At 72.1% G+C, this 1915-nt stretch carries 1 protein-coding gene; it reads right to left on the minus strand.

Annotated features, from left to right (window positions below; genetic code table 11):
• Positions 1–217: 217 nt before the first annotated feature.
• Entirely contained in the window at positions 218–1753 is a 1536-nt protein-coding gene (gene ffh, locus L1885_RS27845; RefSeq protein ID WP_235799916.1) for a signal recognition particle protein, read from the minus strand.
• Positions 1754–1915 lie beyond the last annotated feature (162 nt).

Here is a 1915-nt window from a genome sequence, read left to right on the forward strand (position 1 = left end):
GCGTGAGCGCGCCGGCGGGCAGGCGTCCGCTCCGCAGGGCGCCGGGCAGGCGTCCGCTCCGGAGGGCCCTATTGTCGTCGGTCCGGTCCGGTCCGCGTCGCGGTCCGGCCCGGCGGCATCGTCGGGCCCGCTGGGCGGGGGCGAGGGCCCCGGCGGGGCGGTGGTGCCGCCCGCCTCGCGCCGCAACGCCCCACCGCCGGGCCCCGCCCCGAGGGCGTCAGCCCATGAACTTCTTGAACTCGTCGGGCAGTTCGAACGTGCTCGGCTGCTCCTGCTCGGGTGCCCCGAGAGCCGCCTGCTCCTTGCGGGCCAGGGCGGCCTGCTCGTCGGCCTTGCGCTTCATCGGGTTGCCGGAGCGCTGCTTGCCCTTGGCCTGCTTCTGCTTCTTCTTCTGCCTGCCGGGGCCGCCGCCCATGCCCGGCATGCCGGGCATCCCGGGCATGCCGCCGCCCTGGGCCATGCGCGACATCATCTTGCGGGCCTCGAAGAACCGCTCCACCAGGTTCTTCACCGCGCCGACCTCGACGCCGGAGCCCCGGGCGATGCGGGCACGGCGCGAGCCGTTGATGATCGTGGGCTCGGCGCGCTCGCCCGGGGTCATGGACTTGATGATGGCGGCCGTGCGGTCGACGTCGCGCTCGTCGAGGTTGTTGATCTGCTCCTTCATCTGCCCCATGCCCGGCAGCATGCCGAGCAGCTTGGACAGCGAGCCCATCTTCCTGACCTGCTCCATCTGGGACAGGAAGTCGTCGAGCGTGAACTCCTTCGGGCCCTTCGCCAGCTTGGAGGCCATCTTCTCGGCCTCGGCCTGGCTGAAGGTCTGCTCGGCCTTCTCGATGAGGCTGAGCAGGTCGCCCATGTCGAGGATGCGGGACGCCATGCGGTCCGGGTGGAACGCGTCGAACTCGTCGAGCTTCTCGCCGTTGGAGGCGAACATGATCTGCTTGCCGGTCACGTGCGCGATCGACAGCGCGGCACCGCCGCGCGCGTCACCGTCGAGCTTGGACAGCACCACGCCGTCGAATCCGACGCCGTCGCGGAAAGCCTCGGCGGTGTTGACCGCGTCCTGGCCGATCATCGCGTCGACGACGAAGAGGACCTCGTCGGGCGAGACCGCGTCGCGGATGTCGGCGGCCTGCTGCATCAGTTCCTGGTCGATGCCGAGGCGGCCGGCGGTGTCGACGATCACGACGTCGTGGACCTTGTCCCGGGCGTACGTGATCGAGTCCTTGGCGACCTTGACCGGGTCGCCCACGCCGTTGCCGGGCTCCGGCGCGTACACGGAGACACCGGCCCGCTCGGCGACGACGGACAGCTGCGTGACGGCGTTGGGCCGCTGGAGGTCGGCGGCGACGAGGAGCGGGGAGTGGCCCTGCTTCTGCAGCCAGAGGCCGAGCTTGCCCGCCAGGGTCGTCTTGCCCGCGCCCTGGAGGCCGGCGAGCATGATCACGGTCGGCGGCTGCTTCGCGAAGCGCAGGCGCCGCGTCTCGCCGCCGAGGATGCCGACGAGCTCCTCGTTGACGATCTTGACGACCTGCTGCGCCGGGTTCAGCGCGCGGGAGACCTCCTCGCCGGCCGCGCGCTCCTTGATCTGCTTGATGAAGGCGCGGACGACGGGCAGCGCGACGTCGGCCTCGAGCAGCGCGATGCGGATCTCGCGTGCCGTGGCGTCGATGTCCTCCGGGCTGAGGCGCCCTTTGCCCCGGAGGCTCTTGAAGGTGGCTGCGAGGCGGTCGGAGAGAGTGTCGAACACGGTGGTCGCGAATCCTCGGCTAGGGGGCGGACGAACGGGCTGCCCTCCAGGGTATCCGGACCGGCGGACATCCCGGCCCCTGCCCGGCGCAACGGGCCTCCGGGCGCCCGGCCCGGGCAACGCGGGGCCGAGCGACGGCGCGCGGCCGGGCCGGGCCCCACC

Origin of the sequence: Streptomyces fuscigenes, assembly GCF_021556455.1 — a bacterium.
GTDB classification, from domain to species: Bacteria; Actinomycetota; Actinomycetes; order Streptomycetales; family Streptomycetaceae; genus Streptomyces; species Streptomyces fuscigenes.